We start from the raw sequence: 19,784 nt of genomic DNA on the forward strand, positions 1-19,784 counted from the left end.
TTTAACATTCCTCGTTATTACTCATTAACAATGCTAAACAGCGAGTTCTCTCTTCTGGATTTAATTTCTTAAAATAGAAAACCACATCTTCAATCATTGCTTTACTTACAATTTGGTCGGCTTCTACTTTCATTTTCTCAACAGCTTCTATTGTTTCTTGTTTTAAAAATGCTGGTAAAATTCGGGTGTTATCCTTCCATATATGTATTTCTTCTCTTGTCTGGTTTCCTAAAGTAAGATACTGAGTTCTCCATACATGATCCTTTGTATCGATTGCATTTTCTGCACTCGAAATAACATCTTCAAGAACTGCATTAACATCAAAATCTAATTCTGCATTAGAGTATTTATTTCTTAATGAAGCAATTTCTTTCTGTAATAAATTTCTATCATTCACAGCTTCCTTCAAAACATTAATATCTGATACAAAATTATCTAAGGCTGTATTAAGTTCTTCAAAATCCTGCAAATCACGAGTAGCCATTCGATAGTTCATTACCATAGCAATGCAACTTTGGACATTTTCAATATCTTCTAATGTTTGTGCATTAGCTAAATCTTCCCAGATATTTTCCATATCTTGTTGCATTCTCTTTTTAGCAGAATCGAGTTTTTCTACACATTGATCCAATTGTGTATGTAATCGCTTTGCATCATTTCCTATTTCCATATATACGCTGGCGGTTTCAGCACTCACTTCATTACAGAGATCCAGTAGCTCCGATCTGTTCTTCGCTCATCCCTGCATCACAATACTCAACTTCTAAACGCTTCCATCTACTATCAAACTTCTTTTTCTCATATCCATAATTAAATCCCATTATTAACCTCCTGTAGATTCAATTTGCAAAATTCACCATGCAAACTAAAATCAGGAGGAGATCGACAACGAGAATCTCTGGGTTGTTTTCCATCCCCAGAAACAAAAATGCCAGCTGATCTTAAGGACCAACTGGCATTTTTATTCGCGCACAAAGAAAACGCATTATTAAGATTTTATAAGTACAACAAGTATACCAAGCACAATTCGATACCAACCAAACACCTTAAAATCATGTTTTTTGATAAAGTTCATTAGGAATTTAATTACTAAGACAGATACCGCAAATGCCACAGCCATACCGAGAACAAGAGCGAGCAGTTCTGCACTTGTAAATTCAAACCCGAATTTTAACAGCTTAAAAGCACTTGCTCCAAGCATAGTAGGTACTGCGAGGAAAAAAGTAAACTCTGCTGCTGCCACTCGTGAAACTCCTATGAGTAAAGCACCTATAATCGTTGCTCCCGACCGTGATGTGCCGGGTATAAGTGATAACACTTGAAATGCCCCTATCAAGATTGCTGTTTTATAGCTGATGTCAGAAAGTGCCATAGTAGTAGGAGTACGCTTTTTATTCCAATTTTCTATGAGAATGAATAACAAACCATAAAAGATTAACATGATTGAAATCACAATGGGGGTTTGGAGGTAAGCATCCAAATAATCATCAAATAGAATCCCCATAATAGCTGACGGTACACAAGCTACCGCAACCTTGAACCACAACGAGAAAGTATCCTTTTTAACAATTGACTGTGCTTTGTTCTTAAATTGAAAGGGAAACATCTTGTTCCAAAACATTACAACCACTGCGAGTATAGCTCCAAGTTGAATAACAACAAAAAACATTTCTTTAAATGCTTCGCTCATATTAAGTGTGATAAATTCGTCCACAAGAATCATATGTCCTGTGCTGCTGATAGGTAGCCACTCAGTAATACCCTCAACAATTCCAAGAAAAATAACTTTTAAAATTTCTATAAAATCAAGTACCATTATTTCAAATCCTCCTTTTTAAAATGATGAAAGGTCATAAGAAAACCAACTGCTGATACAAGAATAATAATAGATACAGACAGCAGTGTAGGATAGCCGGTACTCTGAAGTTTACCCTGCACCAAGAAATAGGTGGCTGTCCACGGATACAACGCTCCCCATTCTTGATTTGAAAGTGCGGCACTTCCCATGACAATCACGGCAGAGCCAATCATCGGGGCGACAAATCCTTTTGTTTTCATAGCAACAAACACAAAAGGAGAAACTGTTAAAAACATCAGGATACTGCCAAACAAAAACTTGGGGAGCCATACTATTGCCACTAGTAAGCTATATCCCTCCAATGTAAAGACAGCGTCATATAGCCCACAAACGATAAATATACCTGCCCATGTTACAAGGGTTAGCATAACAATCCAAAGAAGCAGGGTGCAAAATTTTCCAATTAATAGTTTTGTCCTTGAAATGGGTATGGGCAATATGGTTTTGAGGGTGCTTTCTGTGTACTCTCTGCTAAACAAGTAAGCTGCAATTGCCACATATATCATAATGTTTACCAGCAGCATGATATACAGTACACTGTCGCTGTATATGTCAGACAAGGTAAAGATAATCTCCGGCTTATCAAAATGTGTTTGCAAGGCTTCTATTAACATCAAAAGTGGGGTAGATAATACCCCTGCCACACTAATTAGCACCATTTTTGAACGCTTTAGTTTTAATAATTCACAAGAAATAAGATTAAGCAATACCGCCACCTCCAATCAGTTTAGAAAAGTAGTCCTCTAAGTTTTCCTCACTATCATTTATCCTTGTCACGAGCAGTCCATTTCGTGCAAATTCTCGATTGATTTCTCCAACACTTTGGCTAAAGTCATAAATTCTCACCGTACCGTCCTGCACTGTAAAATCCGTCATGTGGTAGTGGTTTTCTAAAATCTTTCCGGCTATCTCACTGTCAGATAAATCAAATTGAATGTATTTTCGATTCCTTTTGTGAAGCTCGGATATATTCACTTCCTCTACTAAATGCCCCTCGTGCATAACGCCGATAATATCTGCTATCTGTTCAATCTCGCTTAAAACATGGCTTGAGATAAAAATGGTAATGCCATGATTGTGACTAAGTTCAGATAAAAATGAGCGTATTTCAACTATTCCAATGGGGTCAAGTCCGTTAATCGGTTCGTCAAGTATTAAAAGCTCCGGCTCGTGCATAATGGCGGCGGCAATACCAAGCCGTTGCTTCATTCCGAGGGAATAATCGGAAAAGACTTTTCTTTTCTCCTTATGCAGCCCCACAACTTCAAGAGCTTTTTCTACTCCACTTTTAGATACTCCCCCTCGCAGTTTAGCGAGAATTTGCAAATTCTCATACCCTGTTAAATTACTGTAAAATCCCGGTGTTTCGATAATAGAGCCTACTTTGCTATAAAGGGTATGGATATTTTCCTTATAGTTTGTGCCAAACAAGCGTACCGTTCCCTCCGTTGGGAAAGCAAGCTGCAACATCATTTTCATTGCTGTGGTTTTGCCTGCTCCGTTTCTGCCGAGCAAACCATAAATTTTGCCCTTTGGCACATGAAGATTTACCTTATCGACAACGGTGGCTGTTCCGTATCGCTTCGTAAGATTTTCTGTTTCAATGATATAATCCATATTTGATTCTCCTTTCCGTGGGTTGCTGTTCTTGTTTTCGCTGACCACAATCTTATTATCCACGAGTATTGCATAGAAGCCAAGAAATCTACCGTCACAATGCCGACACAATAGATGTCAGCACGAAAAAAGCTCCGACACTTATCGTGTCAGAGCCTATTTTAAAGGGTTTATGGCATTTTACTTTGTTTGGGTTTGCTTTATCCAGACAAATATTTTAGCAACAAATAGCAGAAACATAAGGGCGGTTACATAGGGTTGTCTTGCCGCAGCGAAGAAGCAGATAAAAAGCGTACTCAGCACGAGAGAGCATTTTGTGATTATGTTGCTCCATGATTCCTTTTCAAAACAAACACACATCAGTTTCGCTATCCCAAGTGCAATCAAAACAATAAAAACAATCCAATAGATTGCAAGATATATTGGGGTAGTGTCTGTAAATGAAAGTAGATTGACAGAATAAATATATCCGTCAACAAGGTTACCATACAACGGCAAAAGTATAAAAGTAACCGCCATCATATCTAATATTCCATAAATGAAACTGTAAATTTTTTTCAAGTTGGAACGATTTTCAGTTTCGGCAAGTGTAATCAGTTCTTCGCCCGATAGCAGTTCATCTATGGTCACAGAAAAGAATTTAGAAATACACTTGAGCGACTCAATGTTAGGGTAACCCTTGCCGCTTTCCCATTTTGAAATGGCTGTTCTTGATACATATAATTGCTCCGCAAGTTGTTCCTGCGTTAAGTTCTTTCCAGTCCTAAGCTGTTGTAGCTTTTCATTAAATTCCATGATTCTCCTCCTGTTTGTTCCTTGTTTTCATACGTCCATCAACGGGTTTTTCTGCATCTTTTGGTATCATCCATGCACGACCAAATTTTTCAGTTCCGTCAATGCGATTTTCCTCACATAATTTTTGTATCCGTCTTTCCGATATGCCCCATTTTTCAGAAGCGGCTTTCACAGAAATGTAATTCATAATATCAACTTCCTTTCGCAAAGAGTATATAATTATTATATACGGAATGACGAATAATAGCAAGTTTCTCTCCACTAATACGAAATTATACACTACTAAACATAAAATCATACTTCGTTCAAATATCATCACCCGAAATGTACAATGATATAGGATGATATTAAAATGTACCAAGATGAAAGAAAACTTGATTTTAAGCCGTTAGGTATAGCGATAAAAAAAGCTCGGGAAGCAAAAGGGTGGACACAGGAATATCTTGCCCAACTGGTAGACCTTACGCCACGCTCTATTATGTATATAGAGAACAGGGGGCAGCACCCAAGGCTTAACAAATTTTATCTCATTACTACCTTGCTTGACATCTCTGTAGACCAGTTCTTTTTTCCATGCAATGAAGATGGCGACAACAATCGCCGCAAACAAGTTGATGTACTGTTGAATGATATGGAAGAAAAGGAGCTTATCGTGATGGAAGCTACGGCTCAAGGCTTGAAAAAGGCAAGAGAAACTGCGGAATAATTAACGCTGTTTTCGTAAGCCAAGCCAACTGAAAAAAGTGCGACACCTACACAGGCTATCGCACTTTTTAGGTTATTTTTTTATTCTCCACACAAATCATAAAGCTGTTCACATCGGTTTTGAATATCTAAGATTTCTGTTTCGGTTAAACTCCTGCGGTTATGAGTAAGTTGTTGCTCTAAAAAATCACGATAGCCATCAAGTAAGGCATCCCGTAAAAGCTCGGGGGCTTTGCAATGTTCCACACCAAACCATTGCTCATCTTTTTCATCCCAAATCATAACGGTGTATCCTCGCTTAGTGTTCACCACCTCCAAAACACTATCTTTATTTAGGTAATCGTTGAATACTTCTAAAACCTTTTCAAAGGTCATCATTTTATCAGCCCTTTCATATTTTAGGTGCTTATATGTAAGTAGTTTATATACTTATTACGACTATGATAATAAAAGTAAATCATCGTGTAAAGGATACGGATATTGTTTGCGAACAAAAGTGGCAAGCAATGCCGGTGTTAATACACTCGGCCCACAGAGGGAAAAATCCTGACGTGATTTCCCCCTCTGCTTTGCTTGTTGAGGGCAGCGCCCCCAAGCCCCTTTGAACGCAGAATTTCATTCTGCGGCTACGCGTCCGATGGACGCTTATGACCATGACCGGCTTACCGCTGGCCGTGGTCTTTTTCTTGTTCTTTTTTCTGTTCCTCATCCATTTTCAGCAGCCGATCCACATTGGCCTTTGCCGTCAAAAGTTCCCGCATTTCCTCACGGGAACGCCGGTACTCGGCGTAGGTTTTCTTCTTTTCCTCCAGCAGTTTGGCATACTCAGATTGCAGGTCTTTGACCTTGGGCAGCTTCTTCACTCCCATCTCATCAAAGGCATTTTTTGCCGCCTGATGGAGCAGAATTTCTTGCTCATGTTCCTCCCGAAATTTTCGGGAATAACCGGCCTTGCGATAGGCAACATAGGTCTCGCGGGTCTTGGCATAATTAACGATATGGGTACGCAGGACGGCGATCTCTGCCATGCGTTTCTCCGTCGCCTTAATCTGCGCTGACAGCTCATTGTGATGGGCGGTAGCCGCCACCGCTTTTTCTTCCAGCTCTGTATAGTCCAGTAGGTGATGTTCGGTAAGAAAATTCACGGTCTGCGCCATCTGTTTTAAGTTAAAAACCTTGGCCCAGCGTGCATATCCAGCACCTTTCCCGGCCTGCAATTTTGCCTGAATATCCACCAGCAAATTGACCTTGGGTGGCTCCGGCTGCACGGTGGATTTCTTGCGGGGCGTGTGCTGCTTTTCTCCAGCCAGCACCGCACGGATTTCTGTTTCGCTGTACCCGGCTCCCAGCTTGTCATCCATACGGGCTACATTCTTCCAGCCGGGAGCTTTAAGGCGGATTGCTTTCCCGCGCCGAGATACCTCGCAGCCCATCTCGGAAAGCAGTTGCAGAAGTGTGTCAAAGTCTGCTGGCTTTTGCTCCAGCGCCCGGTCAATCATCACCCGTAGCTGTTCCCGATGGGAGGGCTTGGCTTGTTCGCCCAGCCACTTGTTGTAGCTTTTTCCGTGGGGCTTGGGGTTCTCCACAATGGATAGTCCGTTCTCGATACAAATGGTGTCACTTAAACGTCGAACAGCTCTGGTGCTTCCCCAAAAGTTACGGAACTTCCGGTCACAATCCATATTGACCGCCGACCAGATGATGTGATTATGAATATGCGATTTGTCGATGTGGGTGCAGACCACAAAGGAATGATTGCCTTTGGTGAACCGCCTGGCAAATTCTATGCCCAGCCGGTTGGCTTCCTCCGGTGTGATCTCTCCGGGCCTGAACGACTGGCGCACATGGTAGGCGATCACATCATCTGTACCGCGCACTCGTCCGGTGGCGGCAATATACTGCCGCTTTGCCAACAGAAACTCTGCATCAGCAGTGCGGCTGTCACATCCATAGCTGGTAATCAATTTTCCGTTGTCGGTCTTTTGGGGATTTGCCACATAGTCAATAATATCGCTGATGGCACGGCTCTCAGTCCGACCCTTGCCGATATGCAGCGGCATGATGCGTGTGGTTGCCATAAGGGAGACCTCCTTTCCAAAAAAGAAACGGCCTGCATGGTGCAGACCGCTTTTGTTATTCTATTAAATCGTCCTCATCGAGAAAATCAAAATTGTCCTCGATGTCCTCTAACCGCTTCGGAGGAAACCTCATCTCGTATTGTTCTTTTGCCAGCGCACGAACTTCCCGGCGCTTATCTTTCATTCGGTTCTTCAGCCAGGAAATCTGCTCCTTTGATAATCTCCATGGGAGATTCAGCAAGCGGTTTATTGTCATTTGCTCCGCTTGCTTCTCCGGCGGCAAAGAAGCACAGGATTTACAGACGTGCGCCGCATGACCTTTGCCGGAAAATTTTTCATTAGCCTTATATTCTCCGCAGACTTTACAATAATGGCCGTGCTTCTTCATAGGCTCGATTCCTTTTCACTGAGAGCGTATAAACTGCGCACCGCCCCCATGATGATGTTCCACTCCAGATCTGCCGCATAGGAAAATTTTTTGCGGTACGATTCCCAAAGTTTCTGCATAACCGAGCTGTTCTCCACTTCCTCAAAAACTTCGGCAGCTTCTGCAAGATGTCGTTCTGTCCCGCGTTTGTGAGCAGTGGCCCGCAGCGCATCATGGAGAATCTGAGGGTCCAATGTATTCCCATGCAGCTGTTCCAGAATATAAATGTCATAGAAATCTCTCATGCGGGTGTTGGTGGTAGTTCTGGTAATGATCGTTTCCAGCTTTTCGGCCAGAACCGTTTCCAGATTGTACGCCCAAATATCAATGGAGCGATCTTCCAGCATCAGCTTGAAAGAGTAGCGGATCTCCCTGGGGGTAATGGCATCCCCTGTGGAAATGTCAATCTTCAAAGGCGTCACCACACCGTCAAAGGTTGTAGTCATATTTACGCGAATCCCCGGATATTCCGCCTCATCCATAATCTCCGAAATACTTTTCAGCTGGAATTTGACGCCATCATCAAGCGGGACACTCACAATAGCGGAAATCAAATTCTCTATGTCCTCCACATTGACATTGGCTCCTTTTACAGTAGCGTCCAAATCCATCGTGGAACGGGCATCCAGACCAACCATAGCCGCTACCAGCATACCGCCTTTCAGAATAAATTTGTCACGATATTCAGAAAGGGAGATACGCTCCAGAAAACGCTCCATCATGTAGTTCCGCATCAAGAGCTGGGCGTCCGCAGATTTTTTTCTGGAAAGATTGCGGATCAGATCCTTCAACTGCCTTGCTGTTTTTATCATAAAAGCACCTCCAAATACTGCCGCAGAATTTTTTCTACCCGGAACATACCGGCATACCGCATCAATGTCCGCAGGTCTTTGTCTTTTCTTCTGGCATACATCTTTAATGCCCCTTGAAAAGTCTGCATCTCCATGTTGTTCCTGCTGCGGAGCAGGTCGCAGATGGTGCGCTCCAGGTCATAGACAGGAACTGTATGCCCAAATGGTGTCTGAGCCGTTGTCAGGCCCACCCCATGCAGTTCCGCCTTAATGGTGAATACCTGTACGCCCTCTGCTTTCAGCTTGGAGGGATTATATCCGGTCTTGACTGTGACCGTATATTCCAGCGGCTCGCGGTCTGTCAGATCGTGAAAAAATAAAGCTGTCTCATGGGAAAACACTGCCTGTTCGACCCGCAGATGAAGTAAGTACATGGCATCGACCCAGGCATCCTTGGAAAGATAAATTCCATGCGCGACCCGCTCCAATTCCCGTGAGTGCACATAATCATAAAAAACAGGCTTAGAAATACCAGCAGATACTACTTGAGCTGTTCGCAGCATCCCATCCTGTGTTTCCAGCAGCTGATCCAGCTGTTCAAATTGTCCCACCGTACCACTTCCTTTCACACTAATATTATAAGCAATATTAGTTCAAAAGTAAAGTGATGAAAATTCGGCATAATTTTACCGACAGCTTAACGTTCAACAGTTTTGGAAATATGAAGTGGCAGCAAAATAGACAACCTCAGCTGCCCATTTCATCACGATATGAAATAATCTGCTTCTTTTTCTGTTTGGCACACCGTAACGTTGTGGCTGCTCCGCCCCAATCATGGAGAACATAGGCCACCACTACATCGGCGGACTCTACCATCCAGCGATTTCTATGAGAAATCGAAAAACGGCGCGGTACGTTTTCCAGCGGTGGATACACGGTACTGTCATAGCCAGAAACATCCCGGCCAGTGTTCAAATATGCCAATACAAGAACCAGCTCGATTTGCGGATACTTTTTCTTTTGTTCCCGTAAAATAGACGCTGCTAAACTGTCGAACTCTCCATATCCTCCAAGATAAAAAGTTGTTGCTCCTTGCTCAATTAGGTCTTGTGTTACATTGCGAAGCCAATTCGCAATATTGTCTGCCTTTGTGATTTGCGAATGGCCACAAAAAGTTACGTTCATACGATGGCACCCCTATTACCATCATACTGCAAATAGCTCTATTAGTACAGGTACAGGGACCAATTTTAGCAAAACTGCCCATATACTAAATATAGTACAGTCACAGGGGCGGTGTATAGAATGAAGCTAAACGAGGCGGTAAGCAAACGTCTGTTAGAATTACTAGATGAAAGAAAAATGACACAATATCAACTGTATATGAAAAGCGGTGTTCCCAAGTCTACGATTGGAAATGTCATCAACTGCTCGTATGATTCGGTTAAGCTACGGATCATTCATGAGATGTGCCAAGGAATGGGGATTGGGATAGATACCTTTTTTGCATCGCCGCTTTTTCAAGAAGATAACCTAGAACCATAAAACCTCCGACGAAATTCGTCGGAGGTTTTCATATTATCCATAAACCAAATCTTGAATGATAAACTTCAAGTCCTGTACCTTGCCCAGTAGCCAGATTGCAGCCATTGGCAAACCATAGGGACTAATGAGAAATGCTATCACCAGCAGGATAAGGCCAATCTGCGTCGCACCGCCGAGAATTTCCGTATCACTGACGATCACCTGGGCGAAGGCGGCCCCAAGGCTAAGTTCCAGGCCAATGTCGAGGCAATCAAGCTGCTGAAATACCTGGAGGAAACCACCGAGCAGGCAACGCCGGAACAGCAGAAAATCCTTTCTCGGTATGTGGGCTGGGGCGGCCTTGCCGATGCCTTTGACCCCGACAAGGAAAGCTGGAGCAAGGAATATGCCCAGCTGAAGGAACTGCTGACCCCGGAGGAATACGGTTGTTGATGTCCACATTGCTCTGATGGTTAAACACATTGAGGGAGCCGGTCACATAGATTTCCAGCGCCGTGGCGATGTACTGCGCCTCTTTCTCGTCCTGCGCCCGCAGCAGGTTGTAGAGGTCCTCCAGGATGGGCATATTCTCCGGGCGGGGGTCATTGAGATAGTCCTGATACACCAGCCGCACACAGCGGTCAATGATGGTTTTCTGAACCGGCTGCAAGCCCTCTTTGCCGCCTACGATCAGCTCGCACAGAGACAGGATGAAGTCGGACTTGAGAGACAGCGGACTTTCATCGTCCGAGTAGTCCAGGTTCAAATCCATAGGGTTAATGTAATTGCTGCTGGTGGGCGAAATCTTGATGACCTGCCCATGCAGGCGCTCCACCAAGGGCGCGTACTCGGCCTCCGGGTCGCAGATAATGATGTCATCATTGGTGAGCAGGAAACAGTTGGCGATCTCGCGCTTGGCGCTGAAGGACTTGCCGGAACCAGGGGTGCCGAGAATCAGTCCATTGGGGTTTTTCAGCAGCTTGCGGTCCACCATGATGAGGTTGTTGGACAGGGCGTTGATACCGTAGTACAGCGCCTCTTTGCCGTTCTGGAAAAGCTCCTGGGTGGTGAACGGAACAAAGATAGCCGTGGAACTGGTGGTCAGCCCCCGCTGAATCTCGATCTGATTGAGGCCCAAGGGCAGCGCAGACATCAGCCCTTCTTCCTGCTGGAAGTCAAGCCTTGTCAGCTGGCAGTTGTACTTCTGTGCGATGGAACTGGCCTGGAACACATTGTTGCCCAGCTGCCGGGGATTGTCCGCCGTGTTCAGCACCAGGAAGGTCACAAGGAACATTCGCTCGTTTCGGCTCTGCAAATCCTGCAAGAGCTTCTTGGCCTCGGCACCGTAGGTGGCAAGGTCGGAGGGAATGATGTCCATGTCATATCCGGCGCGGACGGCTTTTTTCTGTTCCTCAATTTTGGATTTATCCAGGTCGGTGATTTTCCGCTTGACCGTCTTGATGGCCTTGATCTGATCTACGGACTGGATATGCAGGCTGACGATCAGAGAGCTTTCCATATCCAGAAAATCCGCCAGCATCCGGTCATTCAGCTCCGGGGCGAGGATCTGCAAAAAAGAAACAGCCCCGTATTTTTTACCCATACGGAACTGTTTGCCGGTGCGGAACTCGAAGCCGGACGGCGCGATGAAATCCTTGGTGGACAGACCGGACGGAGCCAGCCAGTCCCATTCAAAGCGGAACGGCACCTGTTCATCCATGTGGAAAATGCCGTGAAGCTGTGCCAGCCGCGCCTTGCCGTCCAGGGTCTCGGCGGCCACGCCCAGGCGTTTGAAGTTGTTGAGAATGTCGGTCTCAATGCGCTCCAGACGGGGCTTGGCGGCCTTGAGGCTGTCGGCGTCGATGCCGAAAGTCAGGTACTTGGTCTTGATAAGACCGTTGTTGCCTCTTGCCAGCTGGTTTTGCAGCATGGTGGTGTACTCCACCCGGATGCTGTCAAAATCATCCCCCTGGAGAGGAATGTTGATGGCGCGGGCAAAGGTCTCCTCAGAGGCTGCCAGGTTCAAAAAGGACAGCTGGAACTGAATGGAGCTGTCGAAGTAGTTGAGGAAATCGCACCAGCCCTCGAAGATCGCTGTCTTGTCCTCGTTCTGCGAGAGCTGATAGTTGATGTCCTGGAATTGGATGGTCTTTGTGTAGCGGCTGCCTGCCACACGGCAGATGCCGTCCGGCCACATCCGTTCATAGGGGATACTGTCCTGAGCCGATTTTTTCTTTTTGTCTGTGCGATTGGCACGGGCAATGGCAGCCTCGATCTGCTTTCTGTCGGCGCGGGACAGCTTTTTCATCTTTTTCTGATTAACCGGCTGCGCGGTCTTTTCGTCTTTTCCGAACAGCCGGTGCAGCCAGCTTTTGATTACCGTGAACAATGTCATACACCTCCTTGTCGAGTTTTTCCTGCCGTTCCAAAACGGCATAGAAGTTGTTGGTCTGATACGGGCGCTCCTTGGGCCGGATGACGGCCACCTTGATGATATTGCCCACGATCTTTTCCAGGGGCTGACCGTGTTTTTCATACATCGCCAGCATGAAGAAGGGCAGCATGACCAGCATCATACACATGGCAGCCACGCTGTTTCCCACAGGCCCCCGGAGCAGGAAGAAAAGCGGTACGCCGATCAGCGCACCGCCGCCGAAGCAGACAAGCTGCCTCTTGGTTAAGTTGAACGCGACCTTGGTTTTGACTTTCGTAAGATCCTTGGGTACAGGTACATAAGCCAAAGGGATTACCTCCTTCCTGGTTAATGTGCATTGAAAACGGATTTTGCGAGGCTGCCGGTCTTAAAGAGCGTAAAGCACAACAGGACCGTATAGCCCACGCAGCTCCAGATGGCCATAATGATGTCGGATTCGGTGGCAATACTCTGCACCAGCACGGCGTAGATCGCCACACAGACGATGATGAGAAATGCCTGGAAGCCCAGGGCGATCAACGAGCGCAGATAGTTCTGGCCCATACCGCCCCATTCCTTGCCCATCATGGTGGCCATAGGGATGGGAGCCACCGAGGTCACAAGGTAAATCTCAATCATACGGCCATAAATCACGATAAAGATACAAATGTAAAGCGCCCACATGGTAATGCCGATAAAGAGCGACTGGAACCACAGGCCGAACAGCGGCCCCAGGTCCATATCCATCAGCCGGGACTCCATATCGGTCATGACAGAGGAGATGTCGATGGAAGCGTCGGAACCGATGATGCCCGCCGCCTGCGCCACCACACTTTGAGCTGCGTCAAACACGCCCATCACGATGTTCCAGGTGTTTGAGACGATGAGGATGGCAGCGGCAGATTTGAACACCCATTTGAAGATCATCCAGGTGTCCACATCATGCAGGTTGTTCTTGTCGGTAATCATCTGAATCAGCTCCAGCGTCATCACGATAGCCAGGATCACGCCAGCAATCGGCACCATGATGGAGTTGGAGAGATTTTGGATCATGCTGAAAATACTCCCGTTCCAGCCCTGAGGGGTCTGGCCCACCTGTGTCGCAATGTCTGCGACCTGCTGGTTCACGCTATCGAACATCCCCGATAAGTTGCTCATAATGCCGCCTACCAACATTTCCTTGAGCCAGTCAGTAAGGGCATCGAGTAAGAAATCCATACGGTGTCAACCTCCTTTCAGCCGCCCCCGCTTGGGGGCAGGGGCGGCAAGGATTTCTTATGACAGCTTAACGACGGGAGCGATCAGACGGTGAACAGGCTGGAGAGCAGGGGTACGAGGACCATGCCGACCACGGCGACGCCAGCGCCAGCCATGAGCTGCTTCATGCCCTGGGACTTTGCTTATGTGTGATAAAGAAGTAATAGAAGTGTAAAAAATTTTGCCGTTCCTATCCGGCACTTGGCCATTGTGTCGGATAGGTCGGGCGTTAGGCTTCGGGCAAGTCAATCTTGCCGACAAAGCTGTAATAAATCTCAATGTCCTGCCTGCGGGTGCCGTTCTCGTCATAGCTACACTCATGCACGACGATTTTCTCAATCATTTCCCGCAAGAGGGTGGGGGTAAGTTCCTCAAAGGCAAGGTGCTTTCGGACGATACCCATAAACTTTTCCGCGTTGACGGTGGCGGCCTGCGACTTGTCCAGTTCGGCCTGCAAAGCGGCGGCGCGGTCTTTCAGTTCCCGCTGTTCCTGCTCATAGTCTGCCGACAGTTCCATGAAACGCTCGTCGCTGATTTTGCCGTTCACATTGTCCTCATACAGCCGCTTGATAATGCGGCTCACTTCGGCAATGCGCTCCTGCGCCTGTTCAAGCTGCTTGGTGGCTGCGGCGGTCTTTCTCTTGCCGCCGATCTCGTTCTGCTGGATAAGCAGCTTCACAAAGCGGCTCTCGTGCTTGGCGGCGTATTCGGTCACTTGCCGGAGATTGGAGAGGACACCGGCGGTCAACAGGTCGGTGCGGATAAAGTGCGCCGTACAGTCGCGGGTGCGCTTCTTGTAGCTGCCGCAGATGTAACAGTCCTGCTTGCGGTTCTTGTTCTGATACCGCTGCTGGTACATCACATGACCGCAGTCGGCGCAGAACAGCATACCGGAGAACAGCCCCACTTCATCATAGCGGTTCGGGCGTTTGCGCTGCTTGCGTAACTCCTGCACGCGCTCCCATGTTTCCCGGTCTATGATAGGCTCATGGTGGTTCTCAAAAATGGCCTGCTTCTCTACGGGGTTCTCTACACTGTGCTTGACCTTGTAAGAGGGCTTCTCCGTCTTGAAGTTTACCAGACAGCCGGTGTACTCCCGGTTTTCGAGGATATGAACAACGGTGTTCGTCGCCCATTTGCACTCATAGCCGGGGTGGTAGCGGCGGGTGCTGCCCGTCCTGCGGTATTCCAGCGTTCCCGGCGTAGGGATTTGCTGCTCCGTAAGCATACGGGCAATCTTGGTCGGGCCATTCCCGGCAAGGCAAAGCTGGTATATCTGCTGGACAACCGGCGCGGTTTCCTCGTCAACGAGATAGTTCTCGTCCTCGTCCATGAGATAGCCATAGACCGGCTTGCTGGTAACGGGCTTGCCGCTCATGCCTTTTGCTCGTTTTACTGCTTTGATTTTCTTGCTCGTATCTCTCACCAGCCATTCGTTGAACAGATTTCGCAGAGGGGTAAAATCGTTGTCCATGCCGCCGTTTGCGCTGTCCACATTATCGTTGACAGCGATAAAACGCACTCCCTTTTGAGGGAACAGCATTTCCGTGTAAAACCCTACCTGCAAGTAGTTTCGCCCTAACCGGCTCATGTCCTTGACGATGACCGTACCCACTTTCCCGGCTTCAATGTCTGCAAGCATGGCTTGAAAACCGGGGCGCTGGAAGTTCGCGCCGGAAAAGCCGTCGTCGGTGTACCAGCGCAGGTTGGTAAAGCCATTCTGTTTTGCAAAGGCTTCGAGTATCCTTTTTTGGTTCGATATGGAATTACTCTCACCTTGCAATTCGTCCTCATGGGACAATCTCGGATAAAGGGCGGTAATGAGGTTTTGGGTGGCTTGTCTTAACATAAAATCCTCCGTTTCCGACAGCCAGCCCCACTATTCCGTAGCTTTATTGTACCACGGAATAGCGGGGGCTGTATAGCGGCAAAAGTGTAAAATCTGCTTCTTTATGGTTTGTCAAATTGCCGGTTTTTGTGTAGCAGCGGCTTCCGCTTCCAGTACCCGCGCCATTTTGTCGGCGGCGGTGGTGGTAGTGTCTTTCTTGAAATAGCCGGACACGACAAGGACGGAATTGCCCATGCGGATTTCCGTCACGCAGTCGGGGCGGCGGGCGGTGCGGGTGTCGTGCTGCTTGTTATCTGTCATAGGCAATACTCCTTTCAGTCGGTAATCAGTTTCTTCATGCTCTCCATTTTCCGCTGCGCGGCTTCCTGCCGGAAGTTGTCGCCGGTAAAGCGTACCGGGACGCACATGGAAAGCAGGCGGTCATAAATCCGGGAATGGGCGGTGTCCTCCGGGTTCCGCAGGTCGTCCAGCGTGAGGTTGGTCGTGACGATCAGCGGCTTGCCGCTGCGGTAACGGCTGTCAATCACATTGAAAACCTGTTCCAGCCCGTACTCGGTGCCGCGCTCCATGCCGAAGTCGTCAATGATAAGCAGCGGATAGCGGCAAAGGCGGGAAATGTACTCGTTGCGGTTCTCAAAGCTGGCGGCAAGGTCGTTGAGGATAAGGGCAAAATTCGTCATGTGGACGGGGATTTCTTTCTCCATAAGGGCGTTTGCGATACAGCCCGCAAGGTAGCTTTTCCCGGTTCCCACGCCGCCCCAGAACAGGCAGCCGATATTGTCGGCTCGCATATCCTCCCAGTGTTCCACATACCGGCGGGCAATCCCGGCCTGCGGGTTCCTGCCGTTGTCGTTCTCAAAAGTCCAGTCCCGCATGGTGGGGTCGGTAAAGCCCCGGCGTTTCAGTTCCTCCACGGTGTCAAAGTGCCTGCGCCGCTTCTCGGCGGCCTCCCGTTCCTCGCGGGCGGCTCTCTGGCAGTCGCACTCTGCCGGGTGGCGGTCGCGGCCAAAGATAGCGGCCTTATCCGGCGCAAAATAGGCTTCTTTCGGCTTGCGGCACCTGCCGCAGTACAGTAAACCGTCCTCGCCGGTGTAGTCCTCCGGCTCCGGGGTGGCAGTCGTCATATTCTCCAAAACAGCGTTGATTTCGTTCTTCATAAACTCTCGCCCTCCTTGCATGAGTAGTCAGGGATGCCCTTTTTCGGGGCGCCCTTTTTGTCGTTCCCCGCCCATATCCGAAGGGCGGCGGCATAGTTCTGGTAGCTTTTCCCGCTGGCGGCAAGGTAGCGGCTCATTTCCTCGATGAACCGTTCCAGCCTGTCGGGGTACTCTGCCTGCAACTCGTCGTATTCGGTCTGTGACAGAAAAATATTCTGGTATCGGCCATAGGGCGCGGGCGGCTCCCCACTCACTCCCTTTGTTTGGCTCTCTGTAAGGTTGTTTATAGTAGTTTGGTTAGGGGACGGTTTTCCGACCATCATAAGGTCGGTTTTCTGACCATCAGTAGGACGGTTTTCCGGCTCTATGAGGGTCGGATTTCCGGCCATCAGTTGGTCGGAAAACTGTACCTGTGGCACTCGCGGCACTTTGACATAAAGCCGGTTCGGTGCGGAGAAGCCGCCCCGTTCCCGTTCCAGCAGCCCCGCCATGTCCAGTTCATTAAGCGCCCCCTTTATGGTGGTGCTGCCCTTATCCAGTATTTCGGCTATCTCCGCGATTGGATAGATAATATATATCCTGCCCTCGTCGTCCTGCCACTTGTTCTTCTGGGAGAGTGTGGAACGGTCTAACAGCAGCGAATACAGCAGCTTGGCGGTCTGGGAAATCTCCATTTTCAGCAGGAAACGGGGGTAGGGCAGATAGATAGGCAGCGGCGTGTCTGCCATGATATAATCAGCGATAGTATCACCTCCCTGTGTTCGGGTTGATTGTGGTGTTTTGTCACGCCTTAGAACGGCGTTTCCGGGGGAAAAGGATAAATGTATCGCGTACCCTTTGACACTCACGAAAAAAACCTTGATTCATGCGGGTTTGAAAGGCTCTAAAGCGTGACATTTCTGCCTTTGTTTCCGCTTTCTCTCGGCGGCTTTGAGTTTCTTCATGCGTCCGGCGCAGTCGGGGCAGTATTTTCCCCGGTTGGATTTGGGGACAAATGCCGCCCCGCAGACCTCACACCGTTTCCGGCTCCCCCGGTACAAGAGGGCTGCGGCCAGTTCCCCGTCAAGGGGCAGGACAGCCACACGGAACCAGCGGCACATGAGGGAAAGGGAAATGCTTTGGACGCACACGCAAGGCTCCCCGTCGTCTAACAGCAGGCAGTTTCCCTCGTCGTAGTTACAGCACTCATGTACCAGCCGCCGCGCCCGCCGGTGCTGGCGGTAGTCCATGCGGGGCAGGTTATCGCTCATGGCTCTGCTCCTTTCTGCGGTGGGGTTCCTCCCGGCGCAAAATCTGGTCGATGTTCCGCTTGACGGTCTGCAACTCCTTGAACCGCTGTTTCTGTTCGTGGTAGGTGTTATACAGGCCGTCTTTCTCGGAGATAAGCTGCTCGATCTCGGCCTGCAACGCTTTCCGGGCGGGCAGCTTGGTGATGCCATGCGCCTTGAAATACCGGGCGGCGGCTTCGGCTATGATAAAATCGCTCTCGTTTGCCTGCCGGTAGGCGGCGCGGGCTTTCTCGGATTTCTGCGCTTTCAGCCCGTCGCGGGTGGGCTTGGTCTTGGCATAGGCAAGTACCTGTTGCTGCAACTCCTTTTTCCCTTGTAGCTTCGTTTCCAGTGCTTTCAGTTCGCCGCTGGTCTGGCGCATTTCCTGATAGGCGGTATCAACGGCGGCTTCTAACTGCTCCGGGGAAGTAAAGCCGTATTCCTGATACACATTCAGCGTCGCGGCCATTTGTTTGAGGTTGTGCATGGTCGCCCAGCGTTCATAGCCCCGGCCTTTGCCCTCGGCCATTTTCTGCTCAATGTCCACAAGCCGCTGCACACCGTCCTGCTTCGGGGCGGTTTGTGGGGCTTTTGTGTTCCCATGCCGGGGGTATTCGAGTATGGCTGCGGCCTTTTCTGTGGCTCTGGCGGCGTTCTGCTCCAAAACGGAAAGGACAGCGGTGCGGTCAAAGTCGTCGCCCAGCTTCCGGGCGGTAATGGGCTTTGTCCTGTCCGGCGTGAGATAGGACAGCCGCCCCCGGCTCTCCTTGACGGTCACGCCCTCCCGCAGCAGCAGAGAGGAAAATTCGTCAAAGCTGGCGGCGGTGGCAAGGGCTTTCCGTATGGTCTGCCGCAGCTTCTCCTTGTTCGTTTCAAACTTGGTCTGCCGGGGCGTGATACCGCCTGCAATCATGGGGGCGTTCTGCTTGTCCAGCGCAGCCTGTCCCTTTTTCTGCGCCCAATACTCCCGGTCGGTCACGCGGTTCTTGCTGCCGTTCAAGAGGTCGATTTGGTAAAGCCCCTCCCGGTGGCACATCTCCATGACTTCGGATTTGAAGTAGCGCAAGGCAGCGTCGGTACAGCGGTGCTTGCAGCCGGCTTTCGTGTCGGCTGGCCTGTCCATGTAGGGCAGGAACGGTACTTCCTCTATCCGCAGGCTGTTAATGACGATATGCACATGGATATTGCCGCTGTGGTTGTGGCCGTCCGGGTGGGTGCATACAAGGGCTTGGTGGCCGGGGAAATGCTCGGCGCAAAACTTCTCGCCCAATGCCTGCGCCCGGTCTACGGTCAAGCCGTTGTCCGGCCCGTCCCGTGGGTCAAAGCTGATGATATAGTGGTGGCTTTTCACATCTTCCCGCCGCTGGTTCTTCCCATAGCGGAGATTTGCCCGCATACAGGCAACGGCAAAATCCTCCCCGCCGCAGTTCAGCGTTGACAGCCGGTAGTCCTCGCGGGGGATAAGCCTGCCGGTTTCATCAAGGACGGGCTTCATGGTAAACTCGTCATGCTCAAAGAGAAGATATTGTTCGGCGGCTCCGTAGTCGGCGTTTTTAGAGTTGATATGCTTGAGTGTTGCCAACTGCGTCACCTACTTTCTTGAGGACTTCATACTTGAGGGCGGCAAGGTCGGCTATGGCGGCGCGTACCTCGCCGGACAGCGCATTGTAGGGTGAGCCGTACTCGTTCAGATACCGGGCAATCTGATTGAGGTTGCCGCCGATCCTGCCGTACTCGGCGGCCAGCTTCCCGACAGCGGAGAGCAGTTCATCATTGACCGCCGATACATGGACAACGGGGCGTATGGTCGTGCGCCGTATCGCCTGCCGGAGAAATTCCGACTGGCTGATACCATAGGGCGCAAGCCGCGCTGTGAAGTCGGCGTATTCATCTTCGGACAGCCGGGTTTTCACAACGCGGCTGCGGTGGGGCGTGTTGTATTTCTTTCGCATAGGCTGAAAACCTCCTCTCACTATTCTTATTGCTGACTTTTTTCGGATTTTGGGCGGAGAAAATTTCCTCTCACTCCTCCCATTGCTTAACTT

General features: G+C 49.0%; 23 protein-coding genes and 4 pseudogenes. 3 read left to right on the forward strand and 24 right to left on the reverse strand.

Annotated elements, in window-relative coordinates; translation table 11 throughout:
- Position 1: 1 nt before the first annotated feature.
- The 6 genes from B5G00_RS11720 to B5G00_RS19625 all read right to left on the reverse strand — a co-directional run bounded on the left by B5G00_RS11720 (position 2) and on the right by B5G00_RS19625 (position 4,457).
- The gene (locus B5G00_RS11720; RefSeq protein ID WP_140403153.1) at positions 2-697 is read right to left on the reverse strand and encodes a hypothetical protein; all 696 of its coding nucleotides are present in this window, start codon (positions 695-697) and stop codon (positions 2-4) included.
- Between the two features lie 291 nt (positions 698-988).
- Positions 989-1,816: a bacitracin resistance undecaprenyl-diphosphatase BcrD gene (gene bcrD / locus B5G00_RS11730; protein ID WP_002576322.1), complete on the reverse strand. Its 828-nt coding sequence runs from the start codon at positions 1,814-1,816 to the stop codon at positions 989-991.
- Positions 1,816-2,565: an ABC transporter permease gene (locus B5G00_RS11735; RefSeq protein WP_002576323.1), complete on the reverse strand. Its 750-nt coding sequence runs from the start codon at positions 2,563-2,565 to the stop codon at positions 1,816-1,818. The genes bcrD and B5G00_RS11735 overlap by 1 nt, the downstream gene beginning before the upstream one ends.
- Positions 2,558-3,475: a bacitracin ABC transporter ATP-binding protein BcrA gene (bcrA, locus tag B5G00_RS11740; RefSeq protein ID WP_002576324.1), complete on the reverse strand. Its 918-nt coding sequence runs from the start codon at positions 3,473-3,475 to the stop codon at positions 2,558-2,560. The genes B5G00_RS11735 and bcrA overlap by 8 nt, the downstream gene beginning before the upstream one ends.
- A gap of 180 nt (positions 3,476-3,655) precedes the next feature.
- Positions 3,656-4,270 carry a bacitracin resistance transcriptional activator BcrR gene (gene bcrR, locus B5G00_RS11745; protein WP_002576325.1) on the reverse strand — a complete coding sequence of 205 codons (615 nt, stop codon included), beginning with the start codon at positions 4,268-4,270 and terminating at the stop codon, positions 3,656-3,658.
- On the reverse strand, positions 4,260-4,457 hold the full coding sequence (locus B5G00_RS19625) for a helix-turn-helix domain-containing protein (protein ID WP_009246557.1): 198 nt from the start codon (positions 4,455-4,457) through the stop codon (positions 4,260-4,262). Before B5G00_RS19625 ends, bcrR begins: the two co-directional genes overlap by 11 nt.
- Positions 4,458-4,622: 165 nt before the next feature.
- Between B5G00_RS19625 and B5G00_RS11755 the strand changes: the two genes are divergently transcribed.
- Positions 4,623-4,976, forward strand: a complete 354-nt coding sequence (locus tag B5G00_RS11755; protein WP_002576326.1) for a helix-turn-helix domain-containing protein — start codon at positions 4,623-4,625, stop codon at positions 4,974-4,976.
- A gap of 80 nt (positions 4,977-5,056) precedes the next feature.
- On the opposite strand, the gene B5G00_RS11760 is transcribed toward B5G00_RS11755, so the two are convergent.
- The 6 genes from B5G00_RS11760 to B5G00_RS11790 form a co-directional block, all read right to left on the reverse strand.
- Positions 5,057-5,353 carry a hypothetical protein gene (locus tag B5G00_RS11760; RefSeq protein ID WP_002576327.1) on the reverse strand — a complete coding sequence of 99 codons (297 nt, stop codon included), beginning with the start codon at positions 5,351-5,353 and terminating at the stop codon, positions 5,057-5,059.
- Positions 5,354-5,637: 284 nt separating this feature from the next.
- Positions 5,638-7,053 carry a relaxase/mobilization nuclease domain-containing protein gene (locus tag B5G00_RS11770; RefSeq protein ID WP_002578499.1) on the reverse strand — a complete coding sequence of 472 codons (1,416 nt, stop codon included), beginning with the start codon at positions 7,051-7,053 and terminating at the stop codon, positions 5,638-5,640.
- Between the two features lie 55 nt (positions 7,054-7,108).
- Positions 7,109-7,441, reverse strand: coding sequence for a hypothetical protein (locus B5G00_RS11775; protein ID WP_002578498.1), 333 nt, complete (start codon positions 7,439-7,441; stop codon positions 7,109-7,111).
- Positions 7,438-8,292, reverse strand: a complete 855-nt coding sequence (locus B5G00_RS11780) for a nucleotidyl transferase AbiEii/AbiGii toxin family protein (RefSeq protein WP_002578497.1) — start codon at positions 8,290-8,292, stop codon at positions 7,438-7,440. The genes B5G00_RS11775 and B5G00_RS11780 overlap by 4 nt, the downstream gene beginning before the upstream one ends.
- A complete protein-coding gene (locus tag B5G00_RS11785) occupies positions 8,289-8,882 on the reverse strand; it encodes a type IV toxin-antitoxin system AbiEi family antitoxin domain-containing protein (protein WP_002578496.1) in 594 nt (197 codons plus the stop codon). Before B5G00_RS11785 ends, B5G00_RS11780 begins: the two co-directional genes overlap by 4 nt.
- A gap of 136 nt (positions 8,883-9,018) precedes the next feature.
- On the reverse strand, positions 9,019-9,456 hold the full coding sequence (locus B5G00_RS11790; RefSeq protein ID WP_002578495.1) for a hypothetical protein: 438 nt from the start codon (positions 9,454-9,456) through the stop codon (positions 9,019-9,021).
- A gap of 120 nt (positions 9,457-9,576) precedes the next feature.
- Here B5G00_RS11790 and B5G00_RS11795 point away from each other — a divergent pair, with 120 nt between their 5' ends.
- Entirely contained in the window at positions 9,577-9,816 is a 240-nt protein-coding gene (locus B5G00_RS11795) for a helix-turn-helix domain-containing protein (protein WP_002578494.1), read from the forward strand.
- 33 nt (positions 9,817-9,849) lie between these two features.
- Here the strand turns inward: B5G00_RS11795 and B5G00_RS11800 are convergent.
- A pseudogene (locus B5G00_RS11800) lies at positions 9,850-9,978 on the reverse strand (CD1845 family protein); the annotation flags it as partial.
- Between B5G00_RS11800 and B5G00_RS19965 the strand changes: the two are divergent.
- Positions 9,964-10,239 (forward strand): annotated as a pseudogene (locus tag B5G00_RS19965) (hypothetical protein); the annotation flags it as partial. The pseudogenes B5G00_RS11800 and B5G00_RS19965 sit on opposite strands and share 15 nt — an antisense overlap.
- Here B5G00_RS19965 and B5G00_RS11810 read toward each other — a convergent pair.
- The 11 genes and pseudogenes from B5G00_RS11810 to B5G00_RS11860 all read right to left on the reverse strand — a co-directional run.
- Positions 10,235-12,103 (reverse strand): annotated as a pseudogene (locus B5G00_RS11810) (VirB4-like conjugal transfer ATPase, CD1110 family); the annotation flags it as partial. The pseudogenes B5G00_RS19965 and B5G00_RS11810 sit on opposite strands and share 5 nt — an antisense overlap.
- 10 nt (positions 12,104-12,113) lie before the next feature.
- Entirely contained in the window at positions 12,114-12,536 is a 423-nt protein-coding gene (locus B5G00_RS11815) for a PrgI family protein (RefSeq protein ID WP_002578789.1), read from the reverse strand.
- Between the two features lie 20 nt (positions 12,537-12,556).
- Entirely contained in the window at positions 12,557-13,426 is an 870-nt protein-coding gene (locus B5G00_RS11820) for a VirB6/TrbL-like conjugal transfer protein, CD1112 family (RefSeq protein WP_002578790.1), read from the reverse strand.
- Positions 13,427-13,509: 83 nt separating this feature from the next.
- A pseudogene (locus tag B5G00_RS19630) lies at positions 13,510-13,608 on the reverse strand (Maff2 family mobile element protein); the annotation flags it as partial.
- Positions 13,609-13,694: 86 nt separating this feature from the next.
- Positions 13,695-15,314 carry a recombinase family protein gene (locus B5G00_RS11830; RefSeq protein WP_002571010.1) on the reverse strand — a complete coding sequence of 540 codons (1,620 nt, stop codon included), beginning with the start codon at positions 15,312-15,314 and terminating at the stop codon, positions 13,695-13,697.
- A 111-nt stretch (positions 15,315-15,425) separates the two neighbouring features.
- On the reverse strand, positions 15,426-15,614 hold the full coding sequence (locus B5G00_RS11835) for a transposon-encoded TnpW family protein (protein WP_002571011.1): 189 nt from the start codon (positions 15,612-15,614) through the stop codon (positions 15,426-15,428).
- Between the two features lie 14 nt (positions 15,615-15,628).
- Entirely contained in the window at positions 15,629-16,471 is an 843-nt protein-coding gene (locus B5G00_RS11840) for an ATP-binding protein (protein ID WP_002571012.1), read from the reverse strand.
- A complete protein-coding gene (locus tag B5G00_RS11845) occupies positions 16,468-17,202 on the reverse strand; it encodes a replication initiator protein A (protein ID WP_442856281.1) in 735 nt (244 codons plus the stop codon). Before B5G00_RS11845 ends, B5G00_RS11840 begins: the two co-directional genes overlap by 4 nt.
- Before the next feature lie 132 nt (positions 17,203-17,334).
- Complete coding sequence (locus B5G00_RS11850; protein ID WP_070087578.1) at positions 17,335-17,721, reverse strand: cysteine-rich VLP domain-containing protein; 387 nt, start codon at positions 17,719-17,721, stop codon at positions 17,335-17,337.
- Positions 17,711-19,321 (reverse strand): relaxase/mobilization nuclease domain-containing protein, encoded by a 1,611-nt coding sequence (locus B5G00_RS11855; protein WP_070087579.1) that lies wholly within the window; start codon positions 19,319-19,321, stop codon positions 17,711-17,713. Before B5G00_RS11855 ends, B5G00_RS11850 begins: the two co-directional genes overlap by 11 nt.
- Complete coding sequence (locus B5G00_RS11860; RefSeq protein ID WP_070087580.1) at positions 19,293-19,691, reverse strand: plasmid mobilization protein; 399 nt, start codon at positions 19,689-19,691, stop codon at positions 19,293-19,295. Before B5G00_RS11860 ends, B5G00_RS11855 begins: the two co-directional genes overlap by 29 nt.
- Positions 19,692-19,784 lie beyond the last annotated feature (93 nt).

Origin of the sequence: Blautia sp. An46, assembly GCF_002161645.1 — a bacterium.
GTDB lineage: Bacteria > Bacillota > Clostridia > Lachnospirales > Lachnospiraceae > Blautia > Blautia ornithocaccae.

Excerpts from the sequence above, each read along its gene's own strand:
- B5G00_RS11820 (WP_002578790.1), bottom strand. The coding sequence starts at position 13,426 with ATGGATTTCTTACTCGATGCCCTTACTGACTGGCTCAAGGAAATGTTG.
- B5G00_RS11780 (WP_002578497.1), bottom strand. The coding sequence starts at position 8,292 with ATGATAAAAACAGCAAGGCAGTTGAAGGATCTGATCCGCAATCTTTCC.
- B5G00_RS11775 (WP_002578498.1), bottom strand. The coding sequence starts at position 7,441 with ATGAAGAAGCACGGCCATTATTGTAAAGTCTGCGGAGAATATAAGGCT.
- B5G00_RS11835 (WP_002571011.1), bottom strand. The coding sequence starts at position 15,614 with ATGACAGATAACAAGCAGCACGACACCCGCACCGCCCGCCGCCCCGAC.
- bcrD (WP_002576322.1), bottom strand. The coding sequence starts at position 1,816 with ATGGTACTTGATTTTATAGAAATTTTAAAAGTTATTTTTCTTGGAATT.
- bcrA (WP_002576324.1), bottom strand. The coding sequence starts at position 3,475 with ATGGATTATATCATTGAAACAGAAAATCTTACGAAGCGATACGGAACA.
- B5G00_RS11770 (WP_002578499.1), bottom strand. The coding sequence starts at position 7,053 with ATGGCAACCACACGCATCATGCCGCTGCATATCGGCAAGGGTCGGACT.
- B5G00_RS11755 (WP_002576326.1), top strand. The coding sequence starts at position 4,623 with ATGTACCAAGATGAAAGAAAACTTGATTTTAAGCCGTTAGGTATAGCG.
- B5G00_RS11830 (WP_002571010.1), bottom strand. The coding sequence starts at position 15,314 with ATGTTAAGACAAGCCACCCAAAACCTCATTACCGCCCTTTATCCGAGA.
- B5G00_RS11860 (WP_070087580.1), bottom strand. The coding sequence starts at position 19,691 with ATGCGAAAGAAATACAACACGCCCCACCGCAGCCGCGTTGTGAAAACC.
- B5G00_RS11795 (WP_002578494.1), top strand. The coding sequence starts at position 9,577 with ATGAAGCTAAACGAGGCGGTAAGCAAACGTCTGTTAGAATTACTAGAT.
- B5G00_RS11790 (WP_002578495.1), bottom strand. The coding sequence starts at position 9,456 with ATGAACGTAACTTTTTGTGGCCATTCGCAAATCACAAAGGCAGACAAT.
- B5G00_RS11850 (WP_070087578.1), bottom strand. The coding sequence starts at position 17,721 with ATGAGCGATAACCTGCCCCGCATGGACTACCGCCAGCACCGGCGGGCG.
- B5G00_RS11840 (WP_002571012.1), bottom strand. The coding sequence starts at position 16,471 with ATGAAGAACGAAATCAACGCTGTTTTGGAGAATATGACGACTGCCACC.
- B5G00_RS19625 (WP_009246557.1), bottom strand. The coding sequence starts at position 4,457 with ATGAATTACATTTCTGTGAAAGCCGCTTCTGAAAAATGGGGCATATCG.
- B5G00_RS11760 (WP_002576327.1), bottom strand. The coding sequence starts at position 5,353 with ATGATGACCTTTGAAAAGGTTTTAGAAGTATTCAACGATTACCTAAAT.
- bcrR (WP_002576325.1), bottom strand. The coding sequence starts at position 4,270 with ATGGAATTTAATGAAAAGCTACAACAGCTTAGGACTGGAAAGAACTTA.